This window comes from Actinoallomurus sp. NPDC052274, assembly GCF_040679475.1.
GTDB lineage: Bacteria > Actinomycetota > Actinomycetes > Streptosporangiales > Streptosporangiaceae > Actinoallomurus > Actinoallomurus liliacearum.
Genome location: NZ_JBFAUT010000011.1, coordinates 132,216 through 150,276, shown reverse-complemented (window position 1 = coordinate 150,276; position 18,061 = coordinate 132,216). Strand labels below are relative to the sequence as shown.

Genomic DNA, 18,061 nt, shown 5'->3' with positions numbered 1-18,061 from the left:
GGGGTTCAGATGTGCCAGAGGAGGTCGTCGAGTTCCGCTTCGATGTCGATGAAATCAGCTTCCCGGCCGGCAGGAACGATCGCATAGGTCCGGTCAAGGAAGTCCGTGAGAGGGGTCAGCGGTACCTCGAAGTGCGCCCGGCCGAACGGCGACGACAGCGTCAAGTTCAAGATCCGCTCGCCGCTCTTCTCCGCCGGCCACACTCGCACGTCACCCCTGCCGACCTTGCGCACAATGCCGACGGTCAGCAACTCACGAGCAAAGATCCACTCCACCGGTGCCTCGTTCCCGACATGGAACGCGACACGGATCGCATAAGGATCATCAGCGGAGTAGTCCAACGTCGCAAGCAGCGGGATGATCGTTCGATCCGGGACGATGAGCCGAAGGCCGACCTCGGCGGAGGCAGTGGTGCTGCTGCTGTTCATCGGTCATCCTTCAGGCGTCAGTCCCGCATCGCGGGTTTCTCGGTGAGGACTTCGCTCCCTCCAACGGGTGTCCCCCTGGCTCTGTGACGCGTAACTGTCAAAAGTCCTAAGAACATTCCGCCCCCCGTACGTCATGTGACCTACCTCACCGGGCTTGATACCCGCTCTGACCTGCGTGGAAGCGAAGTGACCTAGGGTCGATCGCATGAGGGAGACGTTGACCGACTGGCGCGAACGCATCCGCACCCGCCCCCTGCTGAACAACGTCTGGCGGCTCGCCGTGTTCAGCGTGGGTGTGACGGTGCTCGCAGCCGGTGTCGCGATGCTCGTGCTGCCGGGCCCGGGATGGGCAGCGATCTTCGTAGGCTTTGCCATCCTGGCGACCGAGTTCGCCTGGGCGCAACGTGCCCTCACCTCCGCGAAGCAAACGGCGAGCAAAGCGAAGGAGAAGGCCCTCGACCCACGTGTGCGACGCCGGAACCAACTCCTGGCCATCTGCGCCGGTGTCATCGTCGCCGCCGCGATCGTGGCCTACCTCCAGGCCTTCGGGCTAAACCTTCCGTGGAGCGCCTGATCGCCGATGCGCGAAGAGGGCGGGGGATGCGCTAGTCTTTCAGGCGTCGGTTGATCCGCCTGGGGCGATTAGCTCAGTGGGAGAGCGCTTCGTTCACACCGAAGAGGTCACTGGTTCGAACCCAGTATCGCCCACCCAGTGTGAGAGCAGGTCAGAGAGGGTTCCGGAGTTCACTCCGGGGCCCTTTTTCGATCTTCAGGTCTGGTCGGGGAGCCAAACGGGGAGCCACCGTCACGCGGACTTGTGCTGACTGAAGATGGTGTTCATCGTTTCGGCACCCTTGGTGATGACGGGCCGGAGCTGGTGCCGGTACACCTTCTCGGTCACCGCGGTGCCTGCGTGCCCGACGAGATCGGCGATCGTCTCGATGGGCACACCGTTGTCACTCATGATCGAAACGAACGAGTGACGGAGTTCGCGGGGAGTCCACTTCTCCCCGATGCCTGCCTTCCTGGTGATCCCGCGGAACGCCCGCCGGACGTTGCCGGCGTCGAGCGGCGCTCCCGTGCGGGTGCAGAAGACGAGGCCGTGATCCTGCCAGTCCTTCCCTGCTTTGAGCCGTTGTGCGGCCTGGCGCTTGTGATGGAGGCGCAGCGCTCGGGCGACCTCTTCGGGCAGTTCCAGCGTTCGGCGTGACTTCTCCGTCTTGGTGTCGCCGTGCGCCCGTACGGACCGCCACACGTAGATGGCGAACCGCTGGTGATCGAAGCCGGCTTCCGTCACCGGACGCCATCCGGTTCGGTCGTCGATCCACGCCACGACGTGATCCCAGCGGAGCGCCCGTGCCTCTTCGGTCCGGACGCCGGTCATGAGGCTGAGGACGACGTAGGCGTGGAGCGGCGAGGCTTCGGCCTTCTCCAGTACGGCCGTCGCCTGAGCGAGCGTCAAGGCCTTGCTCGGACGTCCGGCCCTGCCCTTGGGGGTGGTGACCAGTTCGGCGACGTTCCTCAGCACCTTGTCGCGGGCCTGGGCCTGCCGGATGGCCCGCTTGAGGATCGAGTGAACGCCTTGGAGGCTGCGCGTCGACAGCGTCTCCGTGAGGCCGTCCAGCCACTCGTCGACGTCGTCTGCGCGCAGGTCCTTGAGCTTGGCCTTGCCCGGTTATCAAGAGGCGCGGCCTCGGGGCCTTCCCTGCCGGGGCGCACCCCGAGGCGTGTAGAGCAACGTAGCACGGCGTTCTACGCACGCGTCAGTCCTTCCGTCTCGGTCCGCTCGATGAACTCGGCAAGGTGCTGGTCGGTGATCCGGCGCAACTTGCCGATCTTGATGCTGCGGAGCTGGCCGGTACGGAGCAGGAAGTAGACCTTGTCGCGGCCGATGTGCAGCATCTCCGCCACTTGCTCGACTGTGTACGCCTGCAGGTGCCTCACCTCCTCTCCGCCTGGTCGCCTCCATCGCTGTGTCGGTGCGTTGGGTTGCTTGCTCCGGCTTGTCTCACGTCTCATCTCGTGCGCTTACGTGCAGGCGCGCGCGAGGGTGAGACGTTGAGACGAGGCATCCGCCGTCGCCGGACTCGGAACTCGCCGCGCGGTACCGCCCTCGGCGGACCTGGACGACTCGGCCGGCGTCGACATGTTCGGCGAGTCGCCGGTAGAGGGTGGGGCGACTCATCCCGGTGATCTTGATCAGCCTAGCGACGGAGATGCCGCTATCCGGAGCGTCGTACAGGGCCTCCCACAGGCGCCCTTCGGACGTCGCCGGCTGCTCCGGCATGGGCTCCGCCGGGGCGGTGTCGTGCGGCTCGTCCGGCGTCTGGTTGGAGTCGGGGTCGGGCGCCGGATGGGGTGGGTTCAGCACCGGCCGATGTACGGCGTAGCGGTCCGCGGTGGCCGTGACGCCCTGGTCGGTGATGAGGTAGGCGCGCGCTCGCTTGGTGGTCGGGTGTTCGGGTGCGGAGATGAGGAACTTGCCGGGCGCGTCGAGCGTGTGAGCGTGCCAGCCCGCGTTGAACGCCCCTTGCCCGAGGATGAGATCGACGTCGCGGCGTTCCCGCACGCGCAGGCAGATCCGGACGTCCATCTGAGAGCGCGTCGCGCCATGCCCCATGGCTTTCTGCGTGGGGCGTTGGGTTGCGGCGAGCAGCGTCACCGCGACCGCACGTCCACGGCGGGCGATCGAATCGGCGTAGGCGGTGGCGGCCCCGGGGAGTTCGGCGTACTCGTCGACCGCAATCACCAGGGCGGGACGTCTGCGCGTCGGCTCCCACACGCGTGCGCCGTGATGGCCGGACTCCGTGGCACGACGGTCCAACTCGGCAACCGCGTCGCGGAAGAGCCGTGTCGCCTGTTCGGGTGTAGTGGCCAGGCGATCGAGAGCGCGGACCCAGGGGCGGAGTTCCATGCCGCCCTTGAGATCGATGCCCCAGATCACCACGTCCTCGCAGGCGGTGAGGGCCGCGAGGATGACGTTGAGGACGCCGGACTTGCCAGAGCCGACGACTCCGCCGATCAGGGCGTGACGGCGCAGCAAGAGCACGGTTGCCGGGGAGGCGTCCTCGAACACTCCCAGCGGGATCGGCTGCGCGATGGAATGGATGTCGGGTGCTTGCCAGGGGACCGGGCGTGCGTGCGGATCGGTGTGCAGCACGCGCATGAGGAAGTGGTCGGCCCGCGCGGCGTCGGGTTCGATGCGAACCGCTCCCGGACGGGTGCCCAGGGCCGATTCGATGGCGGAGAGCTTGCCGATTGCGTCGGCGACCGTGTGCCCGCGGCGGAGCGCCATGCGGGCGGTCCAGCCCCAGGCGTCCACCACGGCGGACATCACGCGAGAGCCGTTGAGACCAACCGACTCGGCGATCTCGGGCCAGGCGTTGAGGGTGCGCTCGACGCGGACGCGTGCGCGCCTGCGCCGGTGCGCCCACCCCGGGACCGACAGCAGTACGCCACCGACGAGCAGTGCCTGGGGGAGTGGTCGGCTCGTGGGGCCGGCGCTGGTCGCTGCGGCCATCCATCCGCCTGCGAAGACGGCGACGAGAGCCGCATACAGCCGTTCGGAACGCCTGGCCAGACCCGCGCGGTGGCCGAAGCGCAGCAGCACGGCTGCAGTTACGACAGCGACGCCGACGAGTTCGGGCCACCAGCCCGGATGAGTCGTGTGGAGGAGCCATGCGGCGAGGCCGGTGAGGCAGGCCAGGTTGAGGGGCGCGAGTTCGGAGCGGTAGCGCCACACCCAGCGGGCGATCAGCACGCCGATCATGTCGGGTAGCTGGCTTTCGGAGTTGATGACCATCATCGGCTGGATGCCGTGGCGGCTCATCTTGCGGGCCTGGCGTCGAAGCTGGCGTGTACTCATCGCGCGGCCCGCCTGTCCGCCTGGGCGTGCAGCTCGTCGCGGAGGTAGGCCAGGCAATCGGCCTCGCCATCGGCGTAGGCGGCGAGTGTGGCGCGGGCAGCGGCCGTCAGGTTGGCCTGGTCCAGGCGGACCGCGGAGGCGATCGCGGCGAGGGCTGCGATGTCGGAGAGGGACGTGTCGATGATGCGCCAATAGGTGGCGAGGGCGGGCAGGGAGTCAGCGAATGCGGCGATGATGTGGCGGGCGGTGTCGTTGCGGGTGGTGGCCTCCTGCAGGTCAAGCCTGGCGGTACGAGGATCGTTGGGCACTTAGGCATCGCCTCCTCAGGTCGGGGATGGATGGTTCTAGGCGCCGGTGAGCCATCGCACGATGGCGGTCACCAGACGCCGGATCTCGGGGGCGGCGTTGGTCGCGGCGAGGAAGAAGCCGAACAGCAGGCACAGCACGGCGTGCCAGACGCGCAGTCCCATGTAGCGCCAGGCGAGCCAGGCGACTACGCCGAGGAGCACGACGAGCGGCACGGAGACGGTCATGGACGTCACCTCCTCTCAGAGCCAGTCGTTGCGGGCCTTGCGACGCTGCCAGCGAGCGCGGCACCGGCACTTGCGGCAGATGCGGTTGCCGATCTCGATGAGCGCGCCACAGGTGCAGCGGCGTCCGGTGAAGCCGTCGGGGAGTCGGCGCATGTGCATCACTTCCGTCCCTTGATCAGTTCGGCGATCTGGGTGTTCTCGGTGGCCTGGTCGTGGGTGTTCTTGCGGACGTAGACCCCCAGCACGGCGCGAGCGAAGCCGGCCAACGGGGTGGGCGCCTGGTCTTCCAGCGCGGTCCAGGGCGCTTCGCGGCGAGCACCGACGAGGACGAGCAGGAGCAGGACGAGGGCCAGCGCGGTGACGGCCAGGGCGAGGAACGTTACGGCGATCATTCGGTCACCTCCCAGAGCAAGCCCGCGGTTCCGTCGCATCCGCAGCACATAGACAGGACTAGACGTGTATAGATTCGAGTGGCCAGTCGTTAGCGCTTTTCGGAGGGTGGGAAATCGAGGCTTCGGCTCGTATTTATTCGGGGCAATTTCCTTACGCCCCCAACGATGCGCCGATCAGCCCGGACGAGCACCAGCATGACTGGACGTGTTCATGACGTCTTACTAGAGTCAATGAGTCCTGAGACGTCCCTCGACCTGGCTGGATAGATGACAAACGAAAGACTCCGAGCGGCGCTGCTGGAACGGGGCATGACCGTTGCATCTCTCGCCGAGGCCATCGGAGTCGATGAGAAGACCATCGAGCGCTGGATCAGCCAGGGCCGCACTCCGTACCGGCGACACCGCTACGCTGCGGCAACACATCTCGGCGTCGACGAGACCTACCTCTGGCCGGACGCGATCTCCCGCGAGCAGGTGGCCACAGCCTCAGAGAGCGAGATCGTCAACGTCTACCCCCACCGCTGGGCCATGCCTCGCGACATCTGGGGACGACTCTTCTCCCAAGCCGAACGAGAGATCGACATTCTCGTATACGTCGGGCTTTTCCTCGCCGAAGACACCGGCGTGCAACGCCTCTTCGCGGAGAAGGCCAGAGCTGGCGTGCGCTTCCGAGTCCTCCTCGGGCAACCCGACTGCCCCGCGGTCGCCCTGCGCGGCGAAGAGGAAGGCATCGGGGACGCCATCTCAGCCAAGGTCCGCAACGCCATCGTGCTCTACAAGCCGCTCCGCCAGCTCGACGGCGTGGAGTTCCGCCTACACGACACCGTCTTGTACAACTCGATCTACCGGGCCGACGACGATCTCCTCGTCAACACCCACGTCTACGGCAACGTGGCCTCCAACGCGCCCGTGCTGCACCTGCGCAGCGTCGCTGGCGGGGACATGGTGACCACCTACCGCGAGAGCTTCGAACGCATCTGGGACGAGGCCAAGCCCTTGGCTGCGGGAGACTGACCGCATGGCCCGCCGGATCGACTACCACGACGACCCGAACGCTCCCAAGCCCAACAGCATGGTCCCCTCGGTCAACGTCGTGGTCACCAACGACGACGGCGACATCCTCATGATTCGCCGGACCGACAACGACAACTGGGCGCTACCTGGGGGAGCGATCGACCTCGGCGAGTCAGCAGCCCAGGCCGCGATACGTGAAACGCAGGAAGAGACCGGCATCACTGCCGAGGTCACCGGCCTGGTCGGCATCTACACCGACCCGCGCCACGTGATCCACTACACCAGCAACGACGAGGTACGGCAGGAGTTCTCCATCGTCCTGACCGGCTACCCGGTGAGCGGGCAGCCGACCCCGAGCAGCGAATCGAGCGAAGTCCGCTGGGTGCCGGCTGCCGACATCGCCGGTTACGAGATGGATCAGGCGATGCGCAAGCGGATCGAGCGGTTCCTATCAGCGGACGATGCTCCGGAGATCACCTGACGCGCGCCTGAGCGTGCTGAATCGTTCGCACCGCTCCGATGAGATGGGAAGACGATCGCTGGATGAACCGGGTAACGAGGTGCCCATCACCGTAGCGAGCCTGGATCTCGCTGAGGCGATCCTCAACGGCTACCGGATGCCCGTCTGGCGTCGTCGTCATGTCGCAGTAGGTCAACGCATCCGCTAGGAAAGGACTCGCCGACTGAAACTCCTCCGTGAGCTGAGCGGCAAGGCCGCGGTCTTCGGCTTCGTGCAGCGCGCAGGAGTGGTAAGCGACCAGGCCGCAGAGGACAGCGTCGGCGTGCTCGACGTCGCGCAGGTATCGAGCGCCGTCGAGTGGATGGAAGCCGGTCACGGCCAGGGCCGGTGAGTACCCGATGTCATGCAACCATGCGGCGCTCTCGACAAGACCGGCTTCGTCACCGAGCAGCGGAGCCAACGACCGTGCCTGCCGGGCAACACCTTGAACATGAGCCCAGCGACGGGGCAACGGTCCTTCGAGCAGGGTACGGGCGACGTCGCGCGCCCAGTCAGGATTTGCCATGCACCGAGGCTAGATCTTGAGGCAGGGACGTCTAGGGACGCGGGAACGGTGTCTAAGGACGTCTCCGCACGAAACGTCCCTTGCCATGTCGGACCTCGACGAGACCGGCCGCTTCGAGATGGGCGAGCGCCTGCCGAGCAGTGCCCCGGGCAACTCCGTACTGCGCCATGAGCGCAGCCTCACTGGGCAGGACTTCCCCAGGAACGAGCTCGCCGCTGTCGATCTGCTGGCGCAACTCGGCGGCAATTCGGAGATAGGTGTACGGCGTCGTGACGTAGCCAGCCACCATGCGGCCCTTGCCGGGGAAGGTCTGGATCAGCCCTTCCGCCTCAAGCAATCCGAGGGCGCGCCGAACCGTGTTGCGCGCGACAGAGAACTCGTGGCACAAGGCGGCCTCGGACGGCAGCAGGGCTCCGGCGACGAGTTTACCCGTGACGATGCGTCCGCGTAGCGCATCGGCAATCTGCGCATACGCTCCCCAGGGAGCCGATCCGGAACTCACCGTCTACCTCGTGCCCCGCCCTCTTGATGCTCAGGCTGCCGCTACTGTCCGTCGCTTCCAGCGTCAGCACCGTCTTGGTCCAAGCCCGCCACGAAGTACCGAGCCTGATCCGGGTACTTCGAAATCAACACCTTAAGGTGCTGAACCTCCACCACTTGTGACGCTCCGGTGAAGCGCATCGAATCTAGCAGAGCGTAGAACTCCGCCAGTGATTGCTGAAGCTTCTCCTCTCGCGTGCTCATTCCGCCGCCTTCCCCCAGTGCTCCGGCGGGCGGGTGTAGCTGCCCTTGTGGGGGAGCGTCCACAGGTAGCCGCGCTCTCGAAGATTGGCGACCGCGCGATGTACGGTCCCTGGCGAAGCGTTGAGTTCCACCGCTAGTCGCCGCTGCGAGGGAATCTGACGTCGGGGTTTCCATTCGCCAGACTCGATCCGCTCCTGAAGCAGCCTTGCGATTGCTTCTTCTCGTCTCGTCATGCTCCTGCCCCGATGAGGTACTTACACCAAACGATCTTTCCGCCGGACGGCAGTACTTTGCAGCCCCATTCCTTGGAGAGCGTTTCCACGAGCAGCAGCCCGCGTCCGTTTTCGTCCTTGTCCAAGGCGGCTCTCTTCCTGGGCAACTTTTTACTTACATCCCAGACCTCGATATGCAGCGCTTCCGCCACCACGGAGAGGCAGAGGTAGATCGGTGCGGCCTTGCCGGCCAGATTGCTCTGGCCAGACATGTCGCAAAAGACCCCGGTAGCGTTCACGGCATTGGTCACCAGCTCACTAACCAGCAGCTCGACCGTGACCACCTCTCCGTCGAGCCCCCAGGCGCCGAGAACCCACCGCGTGTATGCACGCGCACGGCCGACAGCAGATGGCAATGCAACCGTGAGCATGCAGTCCGATCGTGGATCCATGGTCCGCCTCGCAGCACTTGTAGCCTCTTGTTTTTCAGGGCGTGGTTCCGTGCCCAAGAGCAACGTTCAAGCAGGCAGCTCGACGCCGCTACCTGAACTCACGGACGTCTCGGGATTTCTCGACAGGGCATGTGGACGTCCTGGGACGGCTGCGCGATGTCCGGAGACGTCCCCAACCTATGGTCTAGCCTCGTTACGAACGCCCTACGTCGATGCAGACGCTCGTGCCAAAATAGAGGTGGAGAAGGAACCGTGAACGCAGAATTACTCGCAGCTATTGCTGCGTCCGGAATCGATGAGTCGGATATAGCAAGACGCCTCGGCGTTGACCTGAAGACGGTAAAGCGCTGGATACATGGCCGTCTGCCATACCCGCGCTACCGTCGCAGCCTTGCCGAGATGATCGGCGTCGAGGAAGAGGTAAACTGGCCTCATGCTAAGCGAATGTATGCAGCAAGGGCGGTAAAGTCGACGAACATCGAGGCTGCCTACGCGCATAGGTGGGCTGTGCCGCGCGAAGTATGGCTTACGCTATTCGGATCTGCCAGGCGAGAAATCGGTGTGCTGGCATACGCAGCGCTCTTTCTTGCCGAAGACAACGGAATCATTTGCGTTCTGGCGAATAAGGCGCGCGCAGGCGTTCGCGTTCGGATCCTACTTGGCTGCCCAGAAGGGTCCCAAGTATCCGCGCGCGGAGTATGTGAAGGGATCAATGCTGCCATCGCGGCGAAGGTGCGTAACGCCATCACGCTATACCGGCCTCTCGTTGAGATCGACGGCGTGCAGATCCGACTTCACGACACTGCTCTCTATGCGTCGATTTATCGAGCTGATGAGTACGCCCTGATCAATACTCACATCCACGGGGTGCCCGCATCGCATGCCCCAGTATTCGAGATCCGACACACGGTTCCAGGTGACATGGCAGAGACTTACTTTGAAAGCTTCGACCGTGTGTGGGCGGACGCGACAGATTGCGCCTGAAATACATAGCGCTACGGTGAAGGTGAAGGTAAGGGAAGCTGCACGATCAGTTACCCGCAGCACGCTAAGGCGATCACCTAGAACCGTTTATGGCATCGGCTCTAGTGATCATCTCGCATTCTGGTCCCATCCGTCAGGTACTCTCGCTGACGAGGCCCTCTTGGTCACTCACGATCCGGTTCTAGACTGGCGAATAGGCGGTAGCCTAAATCTCTCCACGGATACGTTTGACTCGTTCGATGGCCTTCGCGGCATCACGTTTCTGGGTATAGATCCTGACGCCTGCTTTGCCGACAGCTGCGACGTTAGGATCCTCTGATCGGCTGTATTCCTCAAATTCTGCCACTAGTCGATCCATGCGCTCGGATTCCTCGCCCCATGCCACCCCGAGTTCGGCGCGCAGTGCGATAATCTCCGGTTCAACGTCTCGAGGTATAAGAAGACGGGCCAGATCTGCGGTAGAAGGCTCCGGGCCCGACAGTCCATCCCTTACGGCCAATACCTCTTGTGGCGTCATCTTCCCTTGGTCAAGTGATCGTTGTAGCCAATCCACATCCCCGCCGGGAAGGGTGCGCAATAGAAACCAACGCAAGTCGGACGATCCGAAGTGGTCCAGTAGGTCGGTTCTTTTATCGCTGGGAAATGAGCGCAAGAAGGTCTCAAGCCGATGGGGTACGGCGCTGCAGCTTTCTAGTGCTTCGGTAAGAGTGCGCGCCACATAATCATACAGTTCATTCGGATACCAGCGACTCATGAACGCGGCAAGTTCGTCTATATGGTAATCGTGAAGAGAGGACACCGATTCGAGATCCAAGAGTTGAAATGCTGAAAGCCATTCCAGTTCGATCTCGGCCGGCGACCATGCCTGATCTTTCTCTGCCTTCGCCATGAACAAGGCTAGTGCAACGACTCCTCTGGTTGACTCCACGCAGCGGGTAAGCATGGCGCGTTCTTGATCAGGAGTAGTGATGTGTCGCATGAAAAGCGATTCCATCAGACGAAGATCTGCTGGCTTCAGTCGTTGCAAGGCCATTTGTCGCGTCGTCTCCGAAACCGCCTCGACCAGGACGCTCTCAATTGTTGAAGAACGTGCTATCGGGTCGTCCAGACATTGCTCTAGAAGACGTTGCGGCATTGATGCCGAAGTCCGTAGCGCGGCTCTTACAAAGGGCCATGCATCCGGAAACAATCCAACCGCAAGAGAAGTTTCAACCCATGGTATTGGGTTTTCGGCTCGTTCGGCTATTGTTTCGCAAGCCCATTGAAGCCGCGGCGGCCATGTAGCGTTCGCGAGCGACAGATCAGTCCTTATTTTCATCAACAAGGGAATGATTTCAGATGGTTTGTCTTTGGCCCAACGTGTTGCAAGTGAAATAATGTTCTCTCGCAGTCGTTCTTGGGACCTCTGCCGCCCGTCGCCGTGATCAAGATTTACGAGGAAAATCTCGCTAACATCGTCGATCCGCACTTCAATCTGGACGCCATGTCGACGTGCGAGATTCCGCAAGAGCATGGCTAGGCCGGGATGGTTCCTGGTGAAGCCGCTCAGATCTACGATTAGCTTAGTTCCGAAATGCTTAGCGGCGTCGATGCTTGCAGATGCGTGGTTAATCCCGAACGGCTGGTCATGTCCGCCACCGATACGCAGCCAATCGTAGGCTTGGTCTATCGCAGCTTTTATAGGCTCTGCTGGTGATTGCGAGAGACGTTCCCTAATGATTGGCCAGATCTGCTCGAAGATTTCTTTAGTCTCGTCAGGATCAACGATTGTCTCGGTGATTACCATTTGCCGCATGTCGGCTGGGTTTAGGTATCGACTTTGCAGATGAAGCGACAAGCATGCCGTAACCACCGCGCTGTAGACCTGCCATGCGCGTGAGTCGGCCTCGCGGTCCGCAATCCAGGCATCGGCTCGCCGAACAATTAGCTTACGTATCTTCTTCGTGCGTTGTAGTTCGGGGTGGTAGTCCGATATAAGCTCTTGAATTTGCCGAAGTGCATGCCCTAGTGTATGTGTGGGTGAGCGTTGATCCATCCAAGCGAAGTCGAGTAGGAGGTCGACCGCTTCTGAGAATAGGTACCGTCGAGCAATAACTGCAGATATCCGAGTAAGTTCTTGCAAGTACCAGGTGTCTTCAAGCCCTGAATCCTGCAAAGACCTAAGCGCCAGCTTAACTGTTTGCAGGACATGCTGTCCCTCTTGTGATCCAAGTAGGGCATAGCGGAGCATGAGCTCGGGAGAAGCGCTATCTGGGAGCAACCTCTTCATGAGGCGACGTGCAACGCTTCGTGCCTGGTTCGCGCCGAGGAATGCGCTTTCGATCGCGATCTCAACCAGGTCGTCCCGTCTGTCGGTCCACGAATCTACGAGGTCGTCGACATTGAAAACTGGAACGTCTGTCCTGAATGCATGTTCGGCGACTAGCGCGCGAGCGAGCATCGGCGGGCGAACATTGTATTTCCGGGACTCTTTCCCCCTGTTGTGATCGTAAACATTGGAAACGTCCACTATTCCGCCCTGTGCGGCCTTCAGTATCAGAACCCGTGCTTCGGGGCCGCTCAGTGCGAGATCTGCGGCTAGCTTAGAGATCTCGCTATTCAAGATGCCGCCGAGTGCGGCGATGGCCGTAAGGACGTCGATAGCATTCTTTTCGACTCCCGCGCGACGTAGATAGCGCTCAACTTCTCCGAGCAGTGCGCGTCCGTCTGCCAGTGATGTCCATTCCTGGGTTTTCAATAGGAGATCGGACAGGGCCACTGCCCAGCCTGGTCGCCCTTCAGCTTGGTCGAGAATTTCTTGCCGGGCAATGTCACCATGAATGCCCATCGCCCTGATAATGGTATCAATATGTTGGCGCTCAAGGAGACTAACCTTGATTTCGGTTGAGACGGAGAATGCATCTTCAACTGACTCAACCTCGTCCTGCCAGCAGATCGCGATGATCCTATATTCTAGGAGATCGCCTTCAGTGCGACGTAGGTGAACAACTTCTTTGAGGGTATCAATCCGCTGGCCGGCGTCGTCAATCGCAATAGCTGCCGGTGAGAGTGCTCGCAAGTCGTCTAGTAGGCGGGTGCTAGAGGCAGCTTCATCGACGAAGTACACGTTCGGGACTTCCGCGGCTAGCCGCGTCTTGCCGACACCCGGTGAACCAGTAAGGATTATGTCTCCGTCTGAATCCGCGATTTGAGTCAGCTCATCATCTCTTCCCGTTAGCGGGAGGTGGGCCCATGGACTTTCTGCAAGGCTAGCCGGCGCCCGGGTCAGGGTGATTGATTCGCTTGATAGGCCGAGGAGTTCTCTCCGCCACTCGCCATCGCGCCGAAGTGCGCTACTGAAATATTGTCGGTCGTAAATAGAATCCACTATCACCCCGAACTCTGCCGCCTTTTGTCGGAGCTTCTCACGCTGTTGTTCGTTTAGCGCGGCGGGATTCGCTAGTATGATGCGGTGTACCGGTCGACTGTGTGCTGCCATGCTTTTTAGGCCTGAAACCATGTTTGCCTTTACGCCATCGACGCTGCGCGCGGTCGTGACCAGCAATCGGATCGGTGGTTCCTCGGTGTGAGAATGGATGTCTGCGTCTCTTCCCCAGTCCGTGCCGCCAGGTATTGGTGAAAGTCCGGGATATATTGCGCCTAGTAGGTCGGTGGCGCACCGCTCAAAAAGTGCGTGATCGAGATGCTTTGTGGAGAGTGCTTGCTCTATCCGAAGTAGCTCGTGCAACGGAGGCTCTTCCTAGGTTGCGATGATGATGGAGAAGTAGGATTCAGTCGTGAAGCTTGTAGCTCGGAATGAGCTGCGATCTTGGAGATCGGCGTTTAGGCCAAGTTGATCACTGGTAGATGAGCGAGAGATGTGTCGACCTCTTGTGTCGGTCCACCTGCTTGGAGACGCCCTCTGCCGTTGATCCACCTACTGACAGAGGTGATTGAGGTTCCGAACTGTGCTGCGAGTTCGGTATAGGTCGGACGGCCGTTTGGAGGTGATCCCCAATAATGTTCGCGCATTTCGCTAATCAGAACGTCAGGAAATCGCCTGGCCGCGTGGTGATTCTCTCCACGCGGCATCGTGCCATGGTTGATACAGTCCCGTCGGTTCTCTGCTTGGGTCCCAGCGGCTAGATGGCGCGGATTGCAACATTCGTTGCGATGCTCGGGCTTTGGGCAACGGTGCAGGATGATACTGGGGACATCGGAGTAGTGATCGATGCTGTGCTGCAACTGGTATGCGATGCGGTGTGCAAGAGCCGCTTGTTGCCCTTGCCACCTGAACTGCCCATAGCCAAACTTGTTTCGGGTCTTTCCGATCCACGGCCAGCAGTCTTCAGGTCCTTGTCGGTCGATATTCACCCAGAACTCGGCACTCCTGGCTCGCAGCTCCAAGTCATCGGGATCACCTACGGCAATCTTCCACCCGCCGGCTGGCGGCGGGATCGGCTGCGTCACTTCGCGCGGGCCGCGACGGCCTTCGCGTTGGGCGTGGAACCGATCTTCAAGATTCTCGGCCACGGTTCCTGGAACTAGGTGAGCTGGATTGCAACACGGCTTGTTGTCGCACAGGTGGCGCAGCACGGTTCCCTTCGGCGGTGGCACCTTTAGACCGTTGGCTAGCGTGTAGGCGACAACATGCGCAGCGGTGGTGCCTAGCTGTTTTTGGAATAGAGCCATCCTGGCATAATCGGATCTGTAAGCCCTTCGGTGGGGCCAGCATGAGTTCGAACTTCCGGATCGGTCAACCTCGGCCCAGAATCGCGCCTCTCTTTGGTAGCGTCGTTCGGGTACTTCGTCGCGTCCGTAGCGCTTACTGCCGTTACGGAAATCGCGGTCGCCATGTTGGTGGCCATGGAGGTGTCTGTAAGTGCGTCTGCTGACGATGGCATTCATCATCTGCGGGCTGATCCCAAGCTTCCTCGCAGCCTCCGCCTGCGTGAGCCGACCTGATCGGATCTCAGCCAGCGCCCAGAGCGCTTGGGTGTCAGTGAGGGAACGCTGAGGGGGCATACGTAATAAACTAGCGGCTCTCGCAGCGATTGTCGTCGTGTTGCCATGACCTGGCCGACGATCAACTGAGTCCAAGATGGTTGCTTTGAACGACTGGGAACCGTTCGGGTGAGCCTCCCGTTGTCCCAGCTTGCGGTTGCTCGGAAGGGCAAGCCGGTACCGGTGCGTATAGAGACGACCCCTGCACCACCGTATGGTGCAGGGGTTGTCCTCATACCCTCTGCTCGATGATTCGTTTGACTCTGCGCCGATCGATGTTCAGCTCACGGGCTATGGCCCGTTGGCTATTGCCGGCTTCGTATCGCGTGCGTATCGCCTGCTCCAGCGTTGGTGCGCCCGATGGCGCAGGTGGTACGTCGATTTCGACTTGCGGTGGGGGCTGGCTCGCTGCCTGGTGCGTAGCCTTCCCCGTAGAGGGACGGTGCTCGTTTCTGATGAGCATCATCAGCAGTTCGTAGGAGCCGACGAGAGCCAGGGCGGGCCAGGCGCTGACCAGGGCACCTATCGGTCCGTGTCCCACGCCGTGTGCCAGGTTGGCGCCGATCGTAGCCACGATGCCGACTCCGAGGCTCCACAGCGCCAGTGGTGGTACAGCCCTGGTGCGCCGGTTGGCGTCGAGTACCACCATGGAGGCTGCCCAGATGAGGCCGTCCACGGTGAGCGGTACGAGTCGTGCGGTTGTGCCCGACTCGCCGTGAGAGCGCACCAGTTCGTAGGCGTGCCGGTAGGAGATGACGGCGGCGACGGCGGCCACGCCAATGACGGCGAGGGCGGTGGTGGCCCGGATGACGCGGTCAAGCACGGGCCAACTCCTCGCGCCAGGAGGCGACGAATGGATCGCCCTCGCCGTATCCGCAGGCGAGTCGTTCGGCCAAGGTCAGGGCCGTGATCGCCTGGTTGTAGGTGAGGGGGACCGGCCAGGTGGTGACGGTCCACTGATCTCCGGTCCGATTCGCCGTGGCGACCTCGCGGCCGTCGACCGTGAGGGACATGTGGTCTTCGTTGATCTCGATTGCCATAGGGGCTCCTCTCCCGTCCGGGAGGGGAGCCGCGGGAGCCAATTTTGGGAGCCAACGCCTTCAGGCACCCTCAGACTCACCGCGACTCCTCCGGACGTAATCGCAGGTGAGAGGCGCCCCGCGTGGCTCGCTGCCGACCAGGGAGAAGATTGACTGACCAAATATGGTTCACACCGAAGAGGTCACTGGTTCGAACCCAGTATCGCCCACCCAGGTCAGAGGCCGGTTCCGATCAAGGAACCGGCCTTTTTCGTGTCCGTACAGCTGCGAAGTACAGCAGTAGGGGCCGCGAAGGGGGCCAGAAACAGGAATTGTTCCGGTCGGGAGGATGCGCAGGTCGTCGCGACCGCATGTCTACCATCGGAGTGGTAGGAGCGGTGAGCAGGCGCGGCGGCCTGCGGGCCAGTAGGCGAGAGGTGACCATGGGATCAAAGCCCCTGTCATCGCAACGCGGCCCGTGCCCGGGCACGGAACCAGGACATGGCCGATCATCCCTCGTCGAGCGCTGGCGCGAGTCGGCGCACCGGCACCTCACCCCCACGAAGCGGTCTCTCCTGGCGATGTGGATCTCCTTCGGCACCACCTGGGGCGTCGTACGATTGATCACGCACGGTATCCGGGGCGGGTGGCTGCCTTGGGGAACATCTCCACGGGCGGCCGGCATCTGCACCACTACAACTTCGGCATAGCCACGCTCGCCGCCGTCGGCCTGATCGCGGTTCGCGGTCACGGACAGGCCGTGGGACACCCCGCGGTCGCCGCCGCGTACAGCGCCGGCACCGCGTTGATCACCGATGAGTTCGCCCTGTTGCTGGACCTGCGGGACGTCTACTGGGCGGAGCAGGGGCGGCTCAGCGTGGACGTCTGCCTCGGCATTCTGTCCGTGCTCGGCACGTACCTGACCGCCCGACCACCGTTCTGGCACGAGATCGCGACGGTGACCCGCCACCACGTCAGCTCCACGGCCAAGCGACGCCTGACACCCGCCCCATGAAGTCCGGCTTCTCGGGCGCGACCCGCGAGCTGGACCTTTTCATTTGGGGCAAGTCGATGATCATCGAGAAGTTCCGGCGGTCCCACCCGGTGGTCTCCCATCCTGACCGGGAGGAGTTCCCGGTGCTGACGATGCAGATGCACCCGGATCCGAAGATGCCGCGGTTCCATATCGCGCTGCTGTCCGCGCTCGGCGCCCGGCCGAACCTGGGGCTGCTGGAGCAGTCGGCGTTGCGGCTGTTGCGCGAAACGCGTGTCCCCGTCCTGGTGATCGACGAACTCCAAAACGTGCTGCGGCGGTGGCGTCAGGTCGGCCGTGCGGCGAAAACCCCATGCATGCGTGTCCGTGTGCTTCCTAGAATCGGGTCTTGTGCTGTCCCGCCCTTCCTTCATCAGTGACGAGGCGATCGCGCATGGGGTCGCTACGCACTGGCTGTCCGAGATTGTCGATATCAGCTACCTGCCATGGGGATTCGGCGCCCACCATTGGCGTGCGATCGGCGGGGGCACCACTCTGTTCGTGACATTGGACCAGTTGGGGCCCCGGCACACCACGACGTCCCTGGAGGCTGCCTACGCCGGGGCCGCCGCCCTGGCCGCCGCTGGCCTGGACGTGGCATGTGCGCCGCTGCCCGCCCGGTCCGGACGGTTCACGGTCGACGTCGGGGCCGGCGTGCTCAGCGTGACGCCGTGGCTGGAGGGCCGGAGCCCGACCGAGGCGGAGGCCCGCGAGCCCCGACATGTCCGCGAGGTCGTTCTCGCGCTGGCCGCGCTGCATCGCGCTGCCCCGCCTGATGGCCTGCGGTCTTGGACTCCGCAGGTCGGCCCTGAATTCGCGGATGAGTTGCGAGCTCGCACCGCCAAGCCCTGGACTAGCGGGCCGTTGGCGGAGCAGGCACGGGTCGCCCTTGCCGCACACGACGATGTGATCAAAGACTGGACGGGCCGCTACCGGGAACTGGCGGAAATAGCATTCTCCCGTCGGGACTCATGGGTGCCGACACACGGCGAGCCGCACAATGACAACCAGGTCATGACCGCCCAGGGGTTGAGGCTGGTCGACTGGGAGTCGCTGGCTCTCGCACCGCCCGAACGAGACTACGCCGACCTGCTCGCTGCGGCAGACGGCCTCTTGCTCCCCGACCCCGCGATGGTCGAGTTGTTCGCGCTGGACTGGCGGCTTTCCGAGATCGCCGAGTACGCGCGCTGGTTCGCCGCTCCACACACCGGCACCGACGACGACCACACCGCTATGGAAGGGTTGTACGTTGAATTGGCGGGGGATGTGGAATAGGTCCGCGTTCCCAGGGGTGTGCCGGGCCGCACCTGACCGCGTCGTGCTGGCCCCGGCCGCAGATGAGGCGAGTCGAGACATCCCGGCGCTTCGGACCCGGAC

At 62.7% G+C, this 18,061-nt stretch carries 23 protein-coding genes, 1 tRNA gene and 1 pseudogene; 9 read left to right on the top strand and 16 right to left on the bottom strand.

All coding sequences use genetic code 11. From position 1 onward, the window contains the following. Positions 1-5: 5 nt before the first annotated feature. Entirely contained in the window at positions 6-428 is a 423-nt protein-coding gene (locus AB0K82_RS12950) for an SsgA family sporulation/cell division regulator (RefSeq protein WP_364395983.1), read from the bottom strand. 205 nt (positions 429-633) lie between these two features. Here AB0K82_RS12950 and AB0K82_RS12945 point away from each other — a divergent pair, with 205 nt between their 5' ends. Both AB0K82_RS12945 and AB0K82_RS12940 read left to right on the top strand, forming a co-directional pair. Next, positions 634-1,002 (top strand): TIGR02611 family protein, encoded by a 369-nt coding sequence (locus AB0K82_RS12945; RefSeq protein WP_364395981.1) that lies wholly within the window; start codon positions 634-636, stop codon positions 1,000-1,002. 62 nt (positions 1,003-1,064) lie between these two features. Further along, positions 1,065-1,136: transfer RNA gene (locus AB0K82_RS12940), tRNA-Val, on the top strand. 97 nt (positions 1,137-1,233) lie between these two features. On the opposite strand, the gene AB0K82_RS12935 is transcribed toward AB0K82_RS12940, so the two are convergent. The 7 genes from AB0K82_RS12935 to AB0K82_RS12905 form a co-directional block, all read right to left on the bottom strand. After that, on the bottom strand, positions 1,234-1,956 hold the full coding sequence (locus AB0K82_RS12935) for a site-specific integrase (protein ID WP_364395980.1): 723 nt from the start codon (positions 1,954-1,956) through the stop codon (positions 1,234-1,236). A 224-nt stretch (positions 1,957-2,180) separates the two neighbouring features. Beyond that, positions 2,181-2,372 (bottom strand): helix-turn-helix domain-containing protein, encoded by a 192-nt coding sequence (locus AB0K82_RS12930; protein ID WP_364395978.1) that lies wholly within the window; start codon positions 2,370-2,372, stop codon positions 2,181-2,183. 64 nt (positions 2,373-2,436) lie between these two features. Next, positions 2,437-4,293, bottom strand: coding sequence for an FtsK/SpoIIIE domain-containing protein (locus AB0K82_RS12925; RefSeq protein ID WP_364395976.1), 1,857 nt, complete (start codon positions 4,291-4,293; stop codon positions 2,437-2,439). Continuing rightward, positions 4,290-4,601 (bottom strand): hypothetical protein, encoded by a 312-nt coding sequence (locus AB0K82_RS12920; protein WP_364395974.1) that lies wholly within the window; start codon positions 4,599-4,601, stop codon positions 4,290-4,292. The genes AB0K82_RS12925 and AB0K82_RS12920 overlap by 4 nt, the downstream gene beginning before the upstream one ends. A gap of 36 nt (positions 4,602-4,637) precedes the next feature. Beyond that, positions 4,638-4,826 carry a hypothetical protein gene (locus AB0K82_RS12915; RefSeq protein ID WP_364395972.1) on the bottom strand — a complete coding sequence of 63 codons (189 nt, stop codon included), beginning with the start codon at positions 4,824-4,826 and terminating at the stop codon, positions 4,638-4,640. A gap of 15 nt (positions 4,827-4,841) precedes the next feature. Next, positions 4,842-4,985, bottom strand: coding sequence for a hypothetical protein (locus tag AB0K82_RS12910; protein WP_364395970.1), 144 nt, complete (start codon positions 4,983-4,985; stop codon positions 4,842-4,844). Then, positions 4,985-5,218 carry a hypothetical protein gene (locus tag AB0K82_RS12905; protein ID WP_364395969.1) on the bottom strand — a complete coding sequence of 78 codons (234 nt, stop codon included), beginning with the start codon at positions 5,216-5,218 and terminating at the stop codon, positions 4,985-4,987. The genes AB0K82_RS12910 and AB0K82_RS12905 overlap by 1 nt, the downstream gene beginning before the upstream one ends. 267 nt (positions 5,219-5,485) lie before the next feature. Here AB0K82_RS12905 and AB0K82_RS12900 point away from each other — a divergent pair, with 267 nt between their 5' ends. Further along, the gene (locus AB0K82_RS12900) at positions 5,486-6,232 is read left to right on the top strand and encodes an XRE family transcriptional regulator (protein WP_364395967.1); all 747 of its coding nucleotides are present in this window, start codon (positions 5,486-5,488) and stop codon (positions 6,230-6,232) included. Between the two features lie 4 nt (positions 6,233-6,236). Then, on the top strand, positions 6,237-6,713 hold the full coding sequence (locus AB0K82_RS12895) for an NUDIX domain-containing protein (protein ID WP_364395965.1): 477 nt from the start codon (positions 6,237-6,239) through the stop codon (positions 6,711-6,713). Here AB0K82_RS12895 and AB0K82_RS12890 read toward each other — a convergent pair. The 4 genes from AB0K82_RS12890 to AB0K82_RS12875 all read right to left on the bottom strand — a co-directional run bounded on the left by AB0K82_RS12890 (position 6,706) and on the right by AB0K82_RS12875 (position 8,644). Further along, complete coding sequence (locus AB0K82_RS12890) at positions 6,706-7,257, bottom strand: HD domain-containing protein (protein ID WP_364395963.1); 552 nt, start codon at positions 7,255-7,257, stop codon at positions 6,706-6,708. The two genes, AB0K82_RS12895 and AB0K82_RS12890, sit on opposite strands and share 8 nt — an antisense overlap. Positions 7,258-7,309: 52 nt before the next feature. Then, entirely contained in the window at positions 7,310-7,759 is a 450-nt protein-coding gene (locus tag AB0K82_RS12885; RefSeq protein ID WP_364395961.1) for a GntR family transcriptional regulator, read from the bottom strand. 238 nt (positions 7,760-7,997) lie between these two features. Continuing rightward, a complete protein-coding gene (locus AB0K82_RS12880) occupies positions 7,998-8,234 on the bottom strand; it encodes a winged helix-turn-helix domain-containing protein (RefSeq protein ID WP_364395959.1) in 237 nt (78 codons plus the stop codon). Continuing rightward, complete coding sequence (locus tag AB0K82_RS12875; protein WP_364395957.1) at positions 8,231-8,644, bottom strand: ATP-binding protein; 414 nt, start codon at positions 8,642-8,644, stop codon at positions 8,231-8,233. The genes AB0K82_RS12880 and AB0K82_RS12875 overlap by 4 nt, the downstream gene beginning before the upstream one ends. 273 nt (positions 8,645-8,917) lie before the next feature. Between AB0K82_RS12875 and AB0K82_RS12870 the strand changes: the two genes are divergently transcribed. Then, positions 8,918-9,649, top strand: a complete 732-nt coding sequence (locus AB0K82_RS12870; RefSeq protein WP_364395956.1) for an XRE family transcriptional regulator — start codon at positions 8,918-8,920, stop codon at positions 9,647-9,649. A 205-nt stretch (positions 9,650-9,854) separates the two neighbouring features. Here the strand turns inward: AB0K82_RS12870 and AB0K82_RS12865 are convergent, their stop codons facing one another. Beyond that, positions 9,855-13,193, bottom strand: coding sequence for a hypothetical protein (locus AB0K82_RS12865; protein ID WP_364395954.1), 3,339 nt, complete (start codon positions 13,191-13,193; stop codon positions 9,855-9,857). A gap of 581 nt (positions 13,194-13,774) precedes the next feature. Here AB0K82_RS12865 and AB0K82_RS12860 point away from each other — a divergent pair. Beyond that, positions 13,775-14,176 (top strand): hypothetical protein, encoded by a 402-nt coding sequence (locus AB0K82_RS12860; protein ID WP_364396028.1) that lies wholly within the window; start codon positions 13,775-13,777, stop codon positions 14,174-14,176. A 30-nt stretch (positions 14,177-14,206) separates the two neighbouring features. On the opposite strand, the pseudogene AB0K82_RS12855 reads toward AB0K82_RS12860, so the two are convergent. The 3 genes and pseudogenes from AB0K82_RS12855 to AB0K82_RS12845 form a co-directional block, all read right to left on the bottom strand. Continuing rightward, positions 14,207-14,320: pseudogene (locus tag AB0K82_RS12855) on the bottom strand (hypothetical protein); the annotation flags it as partial. Between the two features lie 544 nt (positions 14,321-14,864). Then, positions 14,865-15,455 carry a DUF2637 domain-containing protein gene (locus AB0K82_RS12850; RefSeq protein WP_364395952.1) on the bottom strand — a complete coding sequence of 197 codons (591 nt, stop codon included), beginning with the start codon at positions 15,453-15,455 and terminating at the stop codon, positions 14,865-14,867. Next, positions 15,448-15,672 carry a hypothetical protein gene (locus AB0K82_RS12845; RefSeq protein ID WP_364395950.1) on the bottom strand — a complete coding sequence of 75 codons (225 nt, stop codon included), beginning with the start codon at positions 15,670-15,672 and terminating at the stop codon, positions 15,448-15,450. The genes AB0K82_RS12850 and AB0K82_RS12845 overlap by 8 nt, the downstream gene beginning before the upstream one ends. Before the next feature lie 625 nt (positions 15,673-16,297). Between AB0K82_RS12845 and AB0K82_RS12840 the strand changes: the two genes are divergently transcribed. The 3 genes from AB0K82_RS12840 to AB0K82_RS12830 are packed head-to-tail and all read left to right on the top strand — an operon-like array spanning position 16,298 to position 17,959. Further along, positions 16,298-16,666 (top strand): hypothetical protein, encoded by a 369-nt coding sequence (locus tag AB0K82_RS12840; protein ID WP_364395948.1) that lies wholly within the window; start codon positions 16,298-16,300, stop codon positions 16,664-16,666. Continuing rightward, entirely contained in the window at positions 16,663-17,064 is a 402-nt protein-coding gene (locus tag AB0K82_RS12835) for a TniB family NTP-binding protein (protein WP_364395947.1), read from the top strand. Before AB0K82_RS12840 ends, AB0K82_RS12835 begins: the two co-directional genes overlap by 4 nt. Beyond that, complete coding sequence (locus AB0K82_RS12830) at positions 17,036-17,959, top strand: phosphotransferase (protein ID WP_364395945.1); 924 nt, start codon at positions 17,036-17,038, stop codon at positions 17,957-17,959. Before AB0K82_RS12835 ends, AB0K82_RS12830 begins: the two co-directional genes overlap by 29 nt. The last annotated feature ends 102 nt before the right edge of the window (positions 17,960-18,061 follow it).

Coding starts and splice junctions, on each gene's coding strand:
- AB0K82_RS12950 (WP_364395983.1), bottom strand. CDS start 428: ATGAACAGCAGCAGCACCACTGCCTCCGCCGAGGTCGGCCTTCGGCTC.
- AB0K82_RS12945 (WP_364395981.1), top strand. CDS start 634: ATGAGGGAGACGTTGACCGACTGGCGCGAACGCATCCGCACCCGCCCC.
- AB0K82_RS12925 (WP_364395976.1), bottom strand. CDS start 4,293: ATGAGTACACGCCAGCTTCGACGCCAGGCCCGCAAGATGAGCCGCCAC.
- AB0K82_RS12915 (WP_364395972.1), bottom strand. CDS start 4,826: ATGACCGTCTCCGTGCCGCTCGTCGTGCTCCTCGGCGTAGTCGCCTGG.
- AB0K82_RS12910 (WP_364395970.1), bottom strand. CDS start 4,985: ATGCACATGCGCCGACTCCCCGACGGCTTCACCGGACGCCGCTGCACC.
- AB0K82_RS12905 (WP_364395969.1), bottom strand. CDS start 5,218: ATGATCGCCGTAACGTTCCTCGCCCTGGCCGTCACCGCGCTGGCCCTC.
- AB0K82_RS12900 (WP_364395967.1), top strand. CDS start 5,486: ATGACAAACGAAAGACTCCGAGCGGCGCTGCTGGAACGGGGCATGACC.
- AB0K82_RS12895 (WP_364395965.1), top strand. CDS start 6,237: ATGGCCCGCCGGATCGACTACCACGACGACCCGAACGCTCCCAAGCCC.
- AB0K82_RS12890 (WP_364395963.1), bottom strand. CDS start 7,257: ATGGCAAATCCTGACTGGGCGCGCGACGTCGCCCGTACCCTGCTCGAA.
- AB0K82_RS12880 (WP_364395959.1), bottom strand. CDS start 8,234: ATGACGAGACGAGAAGAAGCAATCGCAAGGCTGCTTCAGGAGCGGATC.
- AB0K82_RS12875 (WP_364395957.1), bottom strand. CDS start 8,644: ATGCTCACGGTTGCATTGCCATCTGCTGTCGGCCGTGCGCGTGCATAC.
- AB0K82_RS12860 (WP_364396028.1), top strand. CDS start 13,775: ATGGCGCGGATTGCAACATTCGTTGCGATGCTCGGGCTTTGGGCAACG.
- AB0K82_RS12845 (WP_364395950.1), bottom strand. CDS start 15,672: ATGGCAATCGAGATCAACGAAGACCACATGTCCCTCACGGTCGACGGC.
- AB0K82_RS12835 (WP_364395947.1), top strand. CDS start 16,663: ATGAAGTCCGGCTTCTCGGGCGCGACCCGCGAGCTGGACCTTTTCATT.